General features: G+C 40.3%; 15 protein-coding genes. 6 read left to right on the top strand and 9 right to left on the bottom strand.

Annotated features, from left to right (window positions below):
- Positions 1-64 precede the first annotated feature (64 nt).
- Entirely contained in the window at positions 65-628 is a 564-nt protein-coding gene (gene ahpC, locus IE199_RS18975) for an alkyl hydroperoxide reductase subunit C (RefSeq protein WP_229854835.1), read from the bottom strand.
- 143 nt (positions 629-771) lie between these two features.
- Between ahpC and IE199_RS18970 the strand changes: the two genes are divergently transcribed.
- From IE199_RS18970 to IE199_RS18965, 3 genes are all read left to right on the top strand, one after another.
- Positions 772-1695: a hydrogen peroxide-inducible genes activator gene (locus IE199_RS18970; RefSeq protein ID WP_189773826.1), complete on the top strand. Its 924-nt coding sequence runs from the start codon at positions 772-774 to the stop codon at positions 1693-1695.
- A gap of 130 nt (positions 1696-1825) precedes the next feature.
- Positions 1826-1954: a hypothetical protein gene (locus IE199_RS22120; RefSeq protein WP_268245335.1), complete on the top strand. Its 129-nt coding sequence runs from the start codon at positions 1826-1828 to the stop codon at positions 1952-1954.
- Between the two features lie 112 nt (positions 1955-2066).
- A complete protein-coding gene (locus tag IE199_RS18965; RefSeq protein WP_189773824.1) occupies positions 2067-2252 on the top strand; it encodes a hypothetical protein in 186 nt (61 codons plus the stop codon).
- 85 nt (positions 2253-2337) lie between these two features.
- Here IE199_RS18965 and IE199_RS18960 read toward each other — a convergent pair whose 3' ends face one another.
- Both IE199_RS18960 and IE199_RS18955 read right to left on the bottom strand, forming a co-directional pair.
- Positions 2338-2970 (bottom strand): LysE family translocator, encoded by a 633-nt coding sequence (locus tag IE199_RS18960; RefSeq protein ID WP_189773822.1) that lies wholly within the window; start codon positions 2968-2970, stop codon positions 2338-2340.
- Between the two features lie 70 nt (positions 2971-3040).
- A complete protein-coding gene (locus tag IE199_RS18955; protein WP_189773819.1) occupies positions 3041-4201 on the bottom strand; it encodes an alpha/beta hydrolase in 1161 nt (386 codons plus the stop codon).
- A gap of 225 nt (positions 4202-4426) precedes the next feature.
- Here IE199_RS18955 and IE199_RS18950 point away from each other — a divergent pair, with 225 nt between their 5' ends.
- On the top strand, positions 4427-6577 hold the full coding sequence (locus tag IE199_RS18950) for a winged helix-turn-helix domain-containing protein (RefSeq protein WP_189773817.1): 2151 nt from the start codon (positions 4427-4429) through the stop codon (positions 6575-6577).
- Positions 6578-6660: 83 nt separating this feature from the next.
- Here IE199_RS18950 and elbB read toward each other — a convergent pair whose 3' ends face one another.
- From elbB to IE199_RS18935, 3 genes are read right to left on the bottom strand one after another with little or no spacing between them, the layout of a single operon-like run.
- On the bottom strand, positions 6661-7311 hold the full coding sequence (elbB, locus tag IE199_RS18945; RefSeq protein ID WP_189773815.1) for an isoprenoid biosynthesis glyoxalase ElbB: 651 nt from the start codon (positions 7309-7311) through the stop codon (positions 6661-6663).
- Entirely contained in the window at positions 7308-8501 is a 1194-nt protein-coding gene (locus IE199_RS18940) for a multidrug effflux MFS transporter (protein ID WP_189773813.1), read from the bottom strand. The genes elbB and IE199_RS18940 overlap by 4 nt, the downstream gene beginning before the upstream one ends.
- Complete coding sequence (locus IE199_RS18935) at positions 8501-9955, bottom strand: aminotransferase-like domain-containing protein (RefSeq protein WP_189773811.1); 1455 nt, start codon at positions 9953-9955, stop codon at positions 8501-8503. Before IE199_RS18935 ends, IE199_RS18940 begins: the two co-directional genes overlap by 1 nt.
- 96 nt (positions 9956-10051) lie before the next feature.
- Between IE199_RS18935 and IE199_RS18930 the strand changes: the two genes are divergently transcribed.
- On the top strand, positions 10052-10963 hold the full coding sequence (locus tag IE199_RS18930) for a DMT family transporter (protein ID WP_189773809.1): 912 nt from the start codon (positions 10052-10054) through the stop codon (positions 10961-10963).
- A 27-nt stretch (positions 10964-10990) separates the two neighbouring features.
- On the opposite strand, the gene IE199_RS18925 is transcribed toward IE199_RS18930, so the two are convergent.
- The 3 genes from IE199_RS18925 to IE199_RS18915 form a co-directional block, all read right to left on the bottom strand.
- Entirely contained in the window at positions 10991-11131 is a 141-nt protein-coding gene (locus tag IE199_RS18925; protein WP_189773807.1) for a hypothetical protein, read from the bottom strand.
- A 200-nt stretch (positions 11132-11331) separates the two neighbouring features.
- Complete coding sequence (locus IE199_RS18920; RefSeq protein ID WP_189773805.1) at positions 11332-12033, bottom strand: hypothetical protein; 702 nt, start codon at positions 12031-12033, stop codon at positions 11332-11334.
- Between the two features lie 81 nt (positions 12034-12114).
- Entirely contained in the window at positions 12115-14529 is a 2415-nt protein-coding gene (locus IE199_RS18915) for a zinc-dependent metalloprotease (protein WP_189773804.1), read from the bottom strand.
- A 263-nt stretch (positions 14530-14792) separates the two neighbouring features.
- On the opposite strand from IE199_RS18915, the gene IE199_RS18910 reads away from it, so the two are divergent.
- Positions 14793-15764, top strand: a complete 972-nt coding sequence (locus tag IE199_RS18910; protein ID WP_189773802.1) for a class 1 fructose-bisphosphatase — start codon at positions 14793-14795, stop codon at positions 15762-15764.
- The last annotated feature ends 52 nt before the right edge of the window (positions 15765-15816 follow it).

The raw sequence follows: 15816 nt of genomic DNA, 5'->3' as shown, positions 1-15816 counted from the left end.
TTAGGTGAACATAGGCAGCGCACATAGCGCTGCCTGCCAATGACATTGATTTCAATGTTTATGTTTAGATTTTGCCTACTAGGTCAAGGCTAGGTGTTAATGTCGCTTCACCTTGTTCCCATGCTGCAGGACATACTTCACCGTCGTTGTCGCGAACATACTGAGCCGCTTTAACTTTACGAACCATGTCTTTAGCGCTACGACCAATGCCACCAGCGTGAATTTCAGCTACTTGGATGATGCCGTCAGGGTCAGCTAAGAAAGTACCACGGTGTGCCATGTGGTCTTCTTCAATCATCACGTCAAAGCCGCGAGTGATGTTACCTGTTTGGTCACCAAGCATTGGATACTTGATTTTGCCAATAGCATCACTTGAGTCATGCCATGCTTTGTGTGAGAAGTGGGTATCTGTTGATACGGCGTACACTTCAACACCTAGTTTTTGTAACTCTTCATATTGGTTTGCCATATCTTCTAATTCAGTAGGACAAACAAACGTGAAGTCTGCTGGGTAGAACAAGAAGATTGACCACTTGCCTTTTACTGATTCAGACGTTACTTCTACAAACTCACCGTTATGAAATGCAGTTGCTTTAAATTCTGGGATTGATTTGCCAATTTGTGCCATGATGTTTTTTCCTCATCGTTAATGGATATTTGTTTAAAAAGCTTGTTTGCTTTCGATGGGTGTATAGTACGGCAGTAAAAATTGTTAGAAAAATTGATTAATTCGATTATTATATTCAATAAAACTGAATTACAGAGTGCCTTATGATTTCACTAAAACAAATAAACTATGCCATTGCCGTAGCTGAAACTTTGCATTTCAAAAAAGCCGCTGAAGCCTGTAACGTTTCGCAATCAGCATTAAGTACCGCCATTCATGAACTTGAAAAGCATTTGTCGGTAACGCTATTTGAGCGAAACAACAAAAATGTATTTATTACTACGCAAGGTGAATTGTTTTTACAAAAGGCGCGCAACATAAAATTGGAAGTAGACGACTTATATCAGATGGCACAACTGGATAAGTCACCATTAACCGCACCTATGACTATTGGTGTTATTCCAACGATTGGTCCTTATCTATTACCCAAAGTATTACCCGCGGTACGCAAAGCGTTTCCCAACTTTAAATTAAAGATCATCGAAGAGCAGTCACATGTACTGGTTGATATGGTGAGAAAAGGTGATATCGATACCGCAATATTGGCCTTACCGTACCCACTGGAAAATTTGATCAGTTTTGACTTTTGGCAGGAAGATTTTTACTGGGTCAGCCATCAAGACGAATGCCCTAACAGCTTAAAAGAAATCACCAGTAATGAGTTAGCACTAGAAAAGCTGATGTTATTAAAAGACGGTCACTGTTTAAAAGACCACGCATTGGCGGCATGTAGTTTAAGTAACAAAGGCATGGAATCGTCGTTTGATTCCACCAGTTTACACACTATTGTGCAAATGGTGGCAGGTAAACTTGGCACAACCTTAGTACCGCATATGGCACTGGATCAGCTTGTTGCTAAAAGTGCAGAGCTACGTGCAGTGCACTTAAACGAACCAGGGCCACACCGCCGCATCTCATTTGTTATTCGACCAAACTATGTCAGAACCAAAGATATCGACCAGCTAAAAGCACTGTTTAGTGAACAAATGGCCAATTACAGCAAAGAGCTGGTCATTGAACATAGTTAATCCACTGGGTACTTCTATTCAGTACCTCTATGTTCAATTTTTTTGAATGTTGTCATTAAATTCTTGCCATGTACTAGAACGTATTTATTTGACAAAGTAGTGATGTAAACGCAAATTAAGGAGCAACAACATGGCAAATTTTATAAAACAACTGATTGAGTCAAAACCCACTGAAACAGCAAAAGCGCCAAAGAAAGACTGTAATTACCCAGACAACTACTATGGCGATCAGCTATGCAAAAAGTCGGAAGAACAATAATTGCACTTTTAAATAAGGGACAGACCACGATTAAAGAGTTCATTTAATTGTGGTCTGTCCCCATTTCTAATGAAACGCTGCAAACTTTAACCATTATCAAGAGAAGGATGTCTTGAAAAAACTTATCAACATTATATTTTTCACCTACATTGGTTACCAAATAGCTTCTTTTTTTCTATATGGCGCGGCGAATTTGGTGATTATCGATCCCTTAGTTGTAGGGATTATTGGTGGAGTGTTAATCGCTAATTATTGGAAGGTGTTATATCGATGGCTAAAAGGGGCTGACCACGATTAAGTTCGTTCTGTTATTCGTGATTTGCCCCCAAATCCACCAAAAAGCCAGTTAAGTTGAAAACAATGTGCCAGCTCAGAATATGCCGTTATTTATCTGTTGCTAGTTTGGTAGCTAATGCGAGAAAGATAACGCCTAACATACCATCAATATGTCTTCCCAGTTTTAGTTTGCTGCCAGCCCATTGTCCCAAAGCGCTAAAACAGAAGGCGAATATCGAATTGATCATCAAAACAAACACACTTAAAAGACAACCTAAAATTAAGATTTGCTGGCTTAACATGTGTTGACCTGAAGTAAACTGAGGTAAAAATAAGCTAAAAAACAACAGAGCCTTAGGGTTTAGCAAGTTATTTAAAAACCCTCTGATAACTAATTGAGCATTGGTTGCGCTTTTAGCTGGATGAATCTCATCTGTTTGACTGTTATTGAGCCACCAATTTCGTAACAGCTTTACACCCAAGTATGTTAAATAAAGAGCCCCAATCGCTTTAACTAAATAAGCCAAAACGGGAACCGACTGCATAAGCTGACCCAAACCCAACGCCACCAATAAAGTTTGCAACACGCCTGCAGCAAAAATACCTAACGCTATCATCAGCCCTGTTTTAAAGCTTTTAGTCGAAGAGTAAGTTGAAATCAGTATTAAATCGGGTCCCGGCGATATTGCTAAGAAGAATATCGCGGTAAAAAATAACGGTAAAATTGACCAATCAATCATGCAAACTACACTGCGTACTTTTTAACAAGTCGCACAGTGTATACACCTAAAAGTAAAAACAAAAGTATGATTACTTAGCAATCTCTTGCTTAAGGTATGTTCGATAATACTCAAAGGCATTTTGCTCAACGTTTTCCACTTTACTTAACGCAATCGCCTTATCAACCATGATCAATGCTTTTTCAAGTTGTGCATTTTGTTCAAGGGCAAAAGCGATGCGAAAATACGCGTCAGCAATGTGTGGAAAGGTATCTATATTATGCTGAAAAAGATTTATCGCTTTATCGACGTTTTTGTCATTAAGTGCGTAGTGACCAGCATCTTTAATCACACTGTAAGGCGGCTTCACTTCATAGCCTAAGTCCTTAGACAAGGCTTTATAGAATGTTTGTATTGCTTCAAGCCCCTGCTTTTGAATATCCTCTGGGCATTGAAACATAGCAAACAGATCACGATATGCAGGGTTGTGACCTACCATGGCCGTGGTATTGTGATTTTCATCTTCAACTAATTCCGTTTTATAGCGCAAACCTTTTGGTGCATGTTCAGCCAATAGTTGTTGGTATTTTTCAAAAGCACTCAACATCATGCCACCTTCAGTACCCATGTTGATATACAAATAATTATTTAAATCTTTGGTATTGGTTAACACGTTTTTAGCCGTATCAAATAACACTTCGTCATGCCACCATAAGCTTGGACTAAACGCAAAATGTGCCTGAAAGAGCCCTGGCCTAGATTGGAAGGCATACACTGACAATAATCCGCCAAACGAGTGGCCTGAGAGGATCTTTAAACCGTTCGTACGGTGGGTTTTATTGACGTATGGAATAAGTTCTTTTTCCATAAAATCTAGAAATTTTTCTGCGCCACCAGAAATGCCCCAACGGTTATAACTTTCATTATACGTTGGGGTAAAGTCACGTGTGCGATCGGTGTTTTTAATCGCGACAATGATCATTTCTTGCGCCATATAAGATTGGTTGAGTAAGTCCAAGGTGCCTACCGCATGGTTAAAGTTTCTGGTGCCATCTAACAAATAGAGCACAGGGTAACTTTGCGATTTGTTTAGCTTGTAGCTATTGGGTAATTGGATCAATAGCTCTCGCTGCTCAGATAATATGTTGGAGTACAAGCTGTCAGTTTTTGATTCACCACGTGCTTGCGCATTCACCTGAGTTGTTGCGATTAATAGCCCCCACATCAACACAGTGATTAACGGTTTATACATCATGTTTCCTTTTTATAAGGTTGTCTTGTTATCGATAAGTAGCCTGAGTTATTGGCTAAAAAAAGTAATGATGATTAAAGGAAAAAAGGTGATGAAAAGGTGATAAAACCAATAAGCCCTTTGTTTTGTGAGAGTTTTTGCCTTAGGATAACCGCCTATTTATTTAAGATTTAATTTCACGATATTCAGTAAATCAGCTTTTTGGACAACTGACTTAAATACTATATGAAAAAATTTGGCGATTATGTTTTTGATGAGCAACAAATAAGGCTTTTACACCAAGGGCAAGAGATAAACGCCGAGCCTAAAGTGCTTGAGTTACTTGCACTGTTCATCAATCAGCCAGATAACATCATTTCCAGACAAGATATTTTAGACGCCATTTGGCCTAATTCACTGGTTACCGATAACGCGATAAACAAACTTATTGCTAACTTACGCAAACTGTTAGGTGATGAAGTTAAAAACCCACGTTATATCCAAACGATACCGAAAAGAGGTTATCGTTTAATTCCAGAGGTTGTGCCTTACACTGACTCAACAGTGAACCTATCACCAAAGGCTGAACTGAACATTGAACAAAATACTCAAGTTAAAGCCGCTGAGCTTGCTGAGCCGACAAATAAAAGCCATCAAACGCTTAAGGTATTCGCTTTTCTGTTTGTATTGTTGGTTATTGTCATTTGGCAAATGTTTAACTCAAAAGAACAAGCAAATAAAAGTTACTACTCTATCCCATTAACACGTGCCCATGGCGCTGAGCAGTCGGCACACATACACCCAGATAAAGTCACCTTATATTACTTAAAGCAACAGTCAGGTAGTGCACAAAGCCAACTATGGAAAAAAGATATTAAACGCGGACAAACACAACAAATCGATACAGGTCAGTACAATATTCAACAAATCATCGGGCTAGATATTGATGACAGTACACAAACAACACAGCTACTATTTTTAGCACAACTCTCTGAGCAATGTGCTGTTTACAGGGCAACACTGAAGGACACCACAATTGAAAATACGGTAGATAAGCTATTTGATTGCAGCAACAAACGTATTAAAGACATGGCATATCATGCCAAACGCCAAATCATTTACTATGCCGCACAGCCCAAAAATCTATGGCCAAATCAAATATATGCTTATGACCTAATCAGTAAAAAGCACCAGTTAGTTACTCAAGTAGAACCACAAGGCTGGGGACACCATAGCTTAGATATTTCACCGGATGGTAACAAGCTGCTGATCATGAGCACTAAAAGCGATCATAAAACCCAGCTGTTATCACTGAATTTAAACAACAACACAATCGCCGAAGGCATTAAGTTTGACTACCCCGTAGTGGAAGCCATTTGGCATCATGATTCAGAGCAAATCTATTATTTTGGCCCTGCACCAACAGAAAAAATCATTAAAAGCGATTTTGACGGTCAAAATGCTACAACTGTTATCAATGTGTCAGAAAACTTAGCCTCTAAAATGACGTTGTTTCCTGATGGTGAACACATCGTCTTTAGCACAGAGCAAAAAAATTGGAGTAATCGCTGGTTATCTAGCGAGCAACAATTAACGAGCATTATCAACAACTCAAGAGTGAACGACACCACACCAGCCCTATTTCATCATCAAGCTAAATATTTCTTTGTTTCAGCACGCTCTGGCCACCAACAAATTTATCTGGCCAGCGAAAGAGATAAACAAGCTAAAATTGCGACGCAATTTAACCAAACACTATCGATAAACCATGTATCGTTATCTCACGATGATACTAAGGTATTAATTAATATCGAAAATAAGGTGTATTTGGTACCGGTTAGCCGCTTAAGCCCTGCTTCACCAGTGCTTGAGTTTAAAGAAAGTGAGTTAATTTACACCAGTAAAAGCCCTATCATTGCTACAGATTGGCTAGGCCAAAACGCTATCGCCATTACCGCTGTTGAAAATGGTACACCAAAGCTCATCGCCATTGATGAAAGCAGCAGAAAAGTTAACCCTATGGGTAATCGATGGGCATATGGGCTAAGTGACGCGACAGAGCAAAATGTTATTTACCTTATTGAGCAAGAAAGTCACCTGTTGTATCGAGCCACGCTAGCTGAACAAGATTTCAGCCTTTATGAATTTGCTCAATTGGCGAATACGACCTTGCGCCTACCCAAGTTGTTTTTTCATGCAAAAATAGACAACAATGTGTTGTATTACGGTGTGCCCGAAAACAACAAAACCGTACTCAAAGCAGTTTCTATTAAGGGGAATACTCAAAAAGAACGCTTTGAGCTATTAGACGTTTTAAGTTACGACGTTAGCAACGGCAAGATTATGGTCAGCGATATTGAAAGCCTTGAGGGTGATGTGCACAGGACTGCACATTAAACTTAAAGTAAATCAGGGACAGACCACGATTAAAGAAATCATTAAATCGTGGTCTGTCCCTGATATCTGATATCCGCTCTATATCAAGCCATTTTCAGCACTTGCGCAACCAGCTTGCTGATACCTGCATCAGCTTCAACTAGTGACTCTGCTAACATATAAGCAGGTGTGCTGACCACTTTACGCTGTTCGTCAATGGCAATTTCATCTACTGCACGTTGTTGGTGATCACCACCCAACGCATTAAACGCTGCCGCGGTATCAGCATCAGTGCCAATAGTGCCTTGCACGCCTTGACCATACACTTTTGGCAATAACGCTGGCGCAATACACATATAGCCTGCTGGCTTGTTGGCTTGTGCAAATGCTTGGCAACTGGCCAATACTTCAGCTTGCACAGTCATATCAGCACCTTTTACTGCAAAGTCAGATAAATTTTTTGCTGCGCCAAAACCACCAGGTACCAATAAGGCATCAAATTCGTCAACGTTAAGTGCTGATAACGCTTTAATATCACCACGAGCAATTCTCGCCGCTTCAACCAATACGTTGCGGTTGGTTGCTTCTTCTTCACCTGTTAAATGATTAATGGTGTGCATTTGCATGATATCCGGCGCAAAACACTGATAGCTCGCCCCTTGTTTGGCAAGGTGCAATAAGGTTAAAACACTTTCATTAATTTCTGCGCCGTCGTAAACACCACAGCCAGCTAAAATAACTGCTACTTTTTTCATCTTTTTATCCTAACCAAATGAATTAACTGAATTAAAAATACTATAAAAATAGAAGACCACATCAAAAAGGCAAACGGCAGTGCTGTACCGTCGTAGAAAAACGCCAATATTGGCCCCGCTAATGAACCAACACCAAAACGTAAAATACCAATGACCGCGGTTGCGGTGCCTGCTTCTTCTGAGAACTGCAACAATACCATGGCATCGGCATTAACCGCCATGATGGAAATACTGCCCATTAATGGGATCAAGGTTGCTACCGTGTAAAACAGTGGATATTCAAGGAAGTTCACTAACAATAAACCCGACGCGCAAGTCACGCCGATAGAAAGCCCCAATGCCATCATTTTACGTGAACCTAAACGGGTCACTAAGCGGGTATTGGTAAAGTGTGCGGTCATCAAGCCCAATACTGTGCAGGCAAATAACAAGCTGAATTCAAACTCCGCCACGTTGTAAACTGTCATATAGATAAATGTAACCGAAGTAATAAAAGCAAAAAACGCTAACGACACTAACATTGAGCTTAAAATATCTAATCGTGCAGACTTATGCGACAAAACCACGCGATAACGTTTAAAAAAGTTAAGGCTTTTATTGCCACTTTTGTGCTGCGCTTCTGGCAAAAATTTGTAGGCCGCCAGCAATACCAACATGCTATAACCAGCCAAAAACATAAAAATAGCCTGCCAACTGTGCAGTAACATAATACTGCCAATACTGGGAGCAACCATAGGAGCTAACATCATGATCATCGACACATAGGAAAATCCTTTTGCGGTATTTTCTTTATAACGTTCACGAATTGTCCCCGGCACCACCACAATCGCGGCGCTGCTGATAAATGCCTGACAAAAACGCAGCAATAAAAACTGCTCAGCAGTTTGCGCAAATATCAATAAAACACTAAAGACAAAAAAGCCGGTTAAACCAATAAGTACCATACGGCGGCGCGGATATTTGTCAGATAGAGGCCCAACCAAAAACAAGCCAAGAGAATAACCGAGTAAATAAATACTTAAGCTATTTTGAATGGTCGGCATATCGGTAGAAAAGTTATCTGCAAGTAATGGCATTGCAGGCAAGTACATATCAATCGCCAAAGGAGAAACCGCAACAATAGAGGCCAATAGCGGTAATAAAAGTTTAAGAGACACTGCGATTGAAGTGCCGTTGTTTGTTTGTGACATTATTTGTTGTCCGGTAGCGGGTAATTAGCGACAAGTTCACCTAAGGTTTTTAATGCAGACTCAATATTGTCATTCCATTTAACACCAAAGCTAATTCGCATAAAGTTTTGATATTTGCCCGAAGGAGAAAAAATTTGCCCCGGCGCAAAACTCACCCCTTTGGCAATCGCTTGCTTGAAGATAATACTGGTGTCGACATGGGAACGGCAGCGGATCCACAGCACACTGCCACCTTGAGGATTAGATGTGCACACCTCATCGGGGAAGTATTTGGAAATTGCACAAATCATGCGTTCTTTATTAAAGCGTAATGTTTTGCGCATCAGCTCCATGTGGCGATCATAATCACCACTGAGCACATATTCGGTTAACGTCCATTGTTGCAACATCGCCGTTGAGCAAGATTGTGCGCGTTTAATACGCTTGGCTGCTTCTTCATGTTTGCCTGGAATTAACCAGCCGATACGATAACCCGGCGCTGCAGTTTTAGAAAAGGAAGAACAGGTCATCACTAAGCCCTTTTCTGAATAGAGTTGTGCGGGAATGGGTCGCTGCTCGGTTAAATATAAATCGCTGTACACTTCATCTTCAATTAAATAGATATTACGCGACTCTAATAATTTCACCATGGCTTGCCGATCTTGATTGCTCATCAACGAACCCAGTGGATTATTGATTGCAGAAGAAAATAAACAGGCTTTAACAGGGTGTTTATCAAGCACATTAGCAAGTTCAGTTAAACATACACCACTGTCGGTGCAGGTATAAACCTCAAGTGCCTTCATGCCTAAACTTTCAATGAGCTCGATCAATCCAAAATAACAGGGGGATTCTACAGCAATTATGTCACCTTTTTGTGCAACACATTGCAGCGCAATGGAAATAGCTTCTTGTGCACCATTGGTGATCACCATATCTTGGTGGTTAACATCAACGCCCTGCTCTTGGTACCGCAAGGCTAAAGTAAGTCTTAACTTAGCATCTCCATTAACGGGCCCATAACTAACCGCTTTTTCTGCCGTTTTGCTGATAACAGAGCGCATCAATCGCGCCAATTTTTTATCAGGTGGGTGTGCATTTATCGGATTAGAAATGCCAAGCGCAACGGTATCTGGCAGATGAACCGCATCATACACTTGTTCGATTAAACTTCGACAAGAAACCTCAACCGGTTGACACTGTGCCCACTTAGCGCGCATGGGTAATAAGGTTCGTGCAGTTTTTGCATTCAGGTAATAACCTGACTGCGGCCTAGCCGAAATCGTGCCTTGGCGTTCCAATTCTAAATAGGCTTGTTTAACTGTGGGCACACTAATGGCAAATTGGCTGCTGAGCTTTCGAAGGCTTGGCAGTTTATCGCCGGCCTTTATTACACCCGCTTTGGCTTGTTTATCAATAAAATCGATAACCTGCTGGTATAAAAACTCAGGTGCTGATTTATTTAATAATCGCAAACTGTATAGGTTCCATTTTTATTTTTTTGTATATGTTATTAAAACAAACAGACGCTACACTGTCTATGTTCGCTACACATTTAATTGAGGATCGGCGTGAATAACATTTTTCTTTATACCCTGACCGTGCTGATCTGGGGATCAACTTGGTTTGCCATTAATTTTCAACTAGGCAATGTAGAACCTGAAGCTTCTGTTGTTTATCGTTATGTCCTTGCTTCGGCAGTTATATTTATATTTTGTATCCTAAAACAACAGTCGTTAAAGTTCTCTTTGCGCGCTCATTGCCAATTGTTTGCGTTTGGCATTTGTCTGTTTGGCATTAATTACTTTTTACTTTACAACGCCCAACAAAATATCAATTCAGCACTGGCCTGCATTGCCTTTTCCACCTTGATGATCATGAATATTTTTAACGCGCGTTTATTTTTTGGCACCAAAATTAAGGCCAATGTTTATCTCGGGAGTTTTTTAGGATTAGTGGGCATCATCACGCTGTTTTGGCCACAAGTGACCAACCTATCTTTATCAGATAGCACGGTATTGGGCTTTGTGTTGTGTCTAGTTGGCACCTTGTCTGCCTCTTTTGGCAATATGTTATCGATTAAAAATCAGCAAGATGGTTTTGCCATTATGCCAGCTAATGCGTGGGCCATGGGCTATGGTGCACTTTTCATGACGGTACTTTTATTATTACAGGGTAAAAGCTTTTCGTTTGAATGGAGCTTTAGTTACCTGGGTTCTTTGTTGTACTTGTCTATATTTGGCTCGGTTATCGCCTTTGCCTGTTATTTAACTTTGTTAACAAAAATAGGCGCGCAAAAAGCGTCTTACGCCAACATTCTGTTTCCCGCGGTCGCAGTTGCTATTTCAACGATGTTTGAAGGCTTTATCTGGAGTGAATACACCTTAATGGGCTTTGTTGCCATTATGTTAGGTAATGTGGTGATTATTACAGATATAAAAAAGTTAAGAGCTCGTAAAACAAATGTACCGGCAAGTATTTAAGGCTTTATGGCTAACACAGTGTTAGCTTTAGCGGTTTGAATCCCCTTCCGGTTCAAGCCGCTTTTTTATAAATTGCTTAACCGAAGGCAAACGCTCACACTTTACCGTGCCGCCCAGCAAGCCACGAATACCAATTGAATTAAATATTTGTTCAACATAGAACTTCATTAGCGTACTTAGAACAAGCTAAATAATTTAAGCATAGTCATTCTATGGTTAGATTATTTAGAGATGTTATCAGAGCGCTAATGAGTTCCCAAAGGGCGAGTTTAACAGGCTCATAGCCCGCGTTATTGATTTTAACAATGGAATAACCATTCTTTGCAATCAATGCCTTGCCTCTGAACTTGTTAACCCTCGCTAAGTGGTCAAATATTTATTTCAATTGGTATAAACACCGCGACACTTTTGTTTAGCGCGTTGTCACAATTGACCGGCTTAGTTTTTACCTTTAGCTCACCAACTGCAAGTCCCTCAACATAGGGCGTTATCGAGCGAGCTATTTGCGATTTTTTGTCAATAAATTCTTGATAATTGATAGTGGCAGCGTCGTTTTTTGCTTGCTCAACTATTTGTGAGGCTAAGCCTTGCAAGGTTTTTTCAGCTAACGAGGTTGGGGCAGACTTTGCTTGCTCCACTGGCGGTATTCGATGACTGACTTCAAGCTCAGTTTTCACTTTTTTATTGGTTATTGGTTTAACTGGAACAACTTCAGGATTGGGCAATGGTTCAGCGGGCACTGCTGACTCACTAACTTGTACTAGTGGCTGTTGCTGCTTTTGCTTTTTAACATAGTACAATTTAGCGTGAATTTGTGGCGTACCATCTGCTATCTGAGGCTTTTCAATGGTGACCTTCGCCATGTAAAACAATAACAAGTGGCCTAATAGTACCGATAAAATAATTGGGATGAATTGTGTTGGCGCTTTGGATAAAAAGTGATTTGTTTTAGTGCATTGCCCCCCATCTTTTTTCCAAGTTCCAAATATTTCATCGAGGTCATGTACAGTTAAAGAAGCCGTGTTAACCATAACACCAGCTTCCTTTTTAATGTCGCTTCCATGCTTCATGCCACCCCAAATGACTCAAGAATTTAATTTTTATGAGTCATTTGGCTAACATTAAGTTCCGTATTAGATTAATTGCTCGGCTTATCCACCAATTGGCGAGCCTGGCGGTAATTTAACCTTTGATGCTGGCACTGCAGGTTCACGATGTTCCAAGCTGAACTCAATTTGACGAGCTAACAAAGCAAAATGTGCGTTAAGTTCACGGTACTTTTTACTCTCGCTATAATCTTCAAACCAATCTTGCATATGTTCAAGTTCGGCTAACACTGCCGCTCTCACTTCTGACACTAATGACTTGTTATGCCACAACGACAATAAGTGCTCTACCACTTGTTGGTTAACACGTTGTTGCACCAACAACTGATGCCCACTAGCCGGCTTTTGTTTAAGTGTGTTTGTACTCAATTCACTTAACAATGCTTCCACTGAAGGAATTGTTTCATTGTTTGCCGCTTGCTGAGCAAGACGAGCTAAACGGCTCGAGTTCAATAACAAAGTTAAAGTATGTTTGGCACTCGCTTCTGCGGCACTGATCGGATCAAAGGCTAAACCAGTATTACTGGCAAAACTTTCACGGTCACGATAATAGCCATAAGCCTTAGGTGGGATTACATCAATAATGTGTTGTGGCAGCGTTAAAACTTGTGGCGATAACGTATTTAATAATGCACTCAGCGCTCGTTTTTGCTCAGCTCCAGATGTCACTGACATCTCACTAGGTACGCCAATTTCTTTTACTTGATAGCTATAGTTTAAACCAGCAATAGATTTCACCGCCGCTTCCACTTGATAACGGTGGAAGTTATAAATTGGCGCTAATACTGGTTCAATTTCAGATAACGGCGTGCCTTCTGGAATACTGTTTAACCCAAAGTCAGCCAAGGCTTTTTGACGAACTTTTAATACACGATTTAATTCATCAACCGCATTGGCACCGTTATCCCATAAATGACCATGAGCATCGGCACCAGAGCTAGGACGAGCATCAGGATCTGACATATATTGCAGACCTTTTTCTTGGGCTTGTTTAATAACATTAGCTAAATAAGCGGCTTCATCTTGGCCGGTTGTGTCTTGATAACCATAGGCAACAACGTGTTTGTCCCAGATACCAATATTGCTGTCATAAGCATCTGATAAATCAATTTTGCCATCGGTTAACTTAATGAGTGGATGAGGATAATCCATCACCGAAGCGCGGTTATTTACGCTAGCAGAAAAGTTATGTGCGATACCAAGGGTATGGCCCACTTCATGGGCTGACAATTGTTCGATACGTTTTAGCGCCATCGCCTTCATTTTGCTGGTATCGGTATTTTCTTGGCTAAAAGGTGAAGTTAAACCAAGCGCAATTAAATAGTCTTGGCGGACACGCAATGATCCTAAAGTTACATGACCTTTTAAGATTTCGCCCGTTCTTGGGTCAACAACGGATGAACCATACGACCAACCACGTGTCGCTCTATGTACCCATTGGATCACGTTATAACGAACATCCATCGGGTCGGCATCAGCAGGTAACATTTTTACCTGAAAGGCATTTTTATAACCAATTGCAGCAAATGCTTGATCCCACCATAACGCACCGTCAATTAATGCCGTTTTAATTGGCTCAGGAACGCCAGGATCTAAGTAGTAAACAATAGGCTCAACCGCTTCACTTACTTTTGCTTGTGGATTTTTCTTTTGTAGACGGTGTCTATTGATGACACGTTTTACCAGCGGCTGTTCAATTGGTGCTGCGTAGTCAGCATAGCTGTGTGCCCAGTGTCCACTGTATGGATGAAAAGTTCTTGGTTGATAATTATCATCTGGTAATGCAATTAATGAGTGATGTAATTGCACAGTTACGGCAGTTGGTTCAGGCGTTACAGAACGTAAGTATTGCCCCGCACCAGAACCTTTAAATGTCACGATCGCTTCTAATTCTGTATTTTGCGGAAAGGCTTTACTGCGAGGTTGATAAAACGCACTGCGATTACTATCAACTGAAAAGTTACCTTGTTTACGGTTTTTTAATGTCGCTGCTAAACCGTGAATATCTGATAATAAAAATGGCGTGTAATCAATTAACACTTTTTGACCATCACGTTTAGCAACCTTAAAGCCCCAAATAATTGAAGTAGCAAATGCTTCGTTTACAGCACGCTGCTCCAGTACATTGTCACTTACCGCGCGGTAATAAGGGTTGAGCTGTCTAAACAAGACTTTGTCGCCAACACGCTCAAACTTCACTAAACGTGTTTTGCCTAACTGCCCGCGATCTAAACCAATGTCATTTGACCCTACCCCATGAGGCATAGCACTTTGAAAGAGGAAATCTTGGTTGAATTTATCAATTTCAAGATAAACTTTGCCGGAATCTTCGTCATAATAGAAATTGAAGAAACCCTGATGCTTTTTCATGTCTTTGACAAAATCACCATAATCGGCCAAAGCACTAAATGAAAAAATACTACAAAAAAGTAGTAAAAAAACATATTTCACTGAATTCATTATTTTTCCTTTTTTGTTAGCCAATATCGCGTATTTCTTAGAATTATCTCTACAATAAACGGCAAACTTCTTGTTATAATCCACCTGAAAGTATCAGTGAAAACTTTTATTTTTAACTTACATCGCTAAGTTTGATTGAGTCATTCACTATACTAAAACTAACACTTTTAAATCATCGTGGGGCTAAGTTACTGCTTTTACGCTCAAAAAGTCACCATGATATACAATGTTAACTGTCATACTCTAAAAAATTAGGTAATACAATGCAACGACTTGCTCCCGCTTTACGTGAAGATAATGTGCCATTAGATCTTATTTCCCTAATAAAAACCATTTTGGCTGCAACAAAGGAAATTTCATTTCGTGTTAGCCAAGCACATTTAGGCGGTTTGATGGGTTCCACCTTAGACGAGAACATTCAGGGTGAAATTCAGAAAAAACTCGATGTCGTTGCCAATGAACTATTTAAAGATATTCTTTTAGAGTCAGGTTTTGTTCGTGCTATTTCTTCTGAAGAAGAAGAAAATTCAGTGGTTGGTGATGCCAAAGGCAAGTTTGTTGTTTCGTTTGATCCACTTGATGGCAGCTCAAATATCGATATCAATTCATTAATCGGTACTATTTTCTCAATCCATGAAGCACGTGACGATGTTGACGCTGCAGATCCTGCTCAGTTTAGACAAGCGGGCCATAAACAAGTTTGTGCCGGTTATGTGTTATATGGTCCATCAACGATGTTAGTGATGACCACAGGTAGAGGCACACACTTTTACGTATTGGATCGCACACATGGCGGTTATTTATTGGTAGAGCGTAACGTGCAAGTGCCACAAGATACAAAAGAGTTTGCCATTAACATGTCTAACCAACGTTTTTGGCAAGCGCCAATGCAACAGTATATTCAAGACTTAGTTGCTGGTGACACAGGTCCTCGTGGTAAAAACTTTAATATGCGCTGGATTGCTGCCATGGTAGGAGATATTCACCGAGTATTAACTCGCGGTGGTATTTTTACTTATCCGGCAGACAACAAAAACCCTGAACAACCTTATAAGCTTCGACTTATGTATGAAGCAAACCCAATGAGTTTTTTAATTGAACAAGCAGGTGGCTTAGCCATGACGTCTCAAGGTCGTATCATGGATATTGAGCCAGAAGATATTCACCAACGTGTTGAAGTGATAATGGGTTCAAAAAACGAAGTGGAAACTTGTTTAAGCTATTATCAACAATAACGGCTTAATATAACGAATATAAAGCCGCTTATAGCTTAAGCGGCTTTTTTTT

Source organism: Thalassotalea marina (assembly GCF_014656435.1).
GTDB classification, from domain to species: domain Bacteria; phylum Pseudomonadota; class Gammaproteobacteria; order Enterobacterales; family Alteromonadaceae; genus Thalassotalea_C; species Thalassotalea_C marina.
This window is presented reverse-complemented; position numbering and strand designations above follow the sequence as displayed.